At 64.2% G+C, this 313-nt stretch carries 1 pseudogene; it reads left to right on the plus strand.

The features are described 5' to 3' along the window. Nucleotides 1–2 precede the first annotated feature (2 nt). Nucleotides 3–313 (plus strand): annotated as a pseudogene (locus tag E5162_RS14375) (quinolinate synthase NadA); the annotation flags it as partial.

Consider the following 313-nt stretch of genomic DNA (forward strand, 5'->3'; position numbering starts at 1 on the left):
GGATGGACGTCATCGCCCCCGAAGGCTCCACCGTCACACAGACGCCGGATACCGGGTTTTCCGGCTCTGGCGTCGCCTCCTCAGCCGTGTGGCCGGACGCAAGCGAGCTGGTCTATGACGACGGCGTCAAGGCGCGCGTCGATCACCTCTATACGCGCGTGAAGGATGTCGTGACGCCGATGGAGTGGCCACAATTCGCGCCCGTCATCGACGCCATCCTGTGCCTGAAGGAAGAGCGCGGCGCGACCATCCTGGCGCACAACTACATGACGCCGGAAATCTTCAACTGCGTCGGCGACATCACCGGGGACTC

This window comes from Marinicauda pacifica (assembly GCF_004793635.1).
Lineage (GTDB): Bacteria > Pseudomonadota > Alphaproteobacteria > Caulobacterales > Maricaulaceae > Marinicauda > Marinicauda pacifica.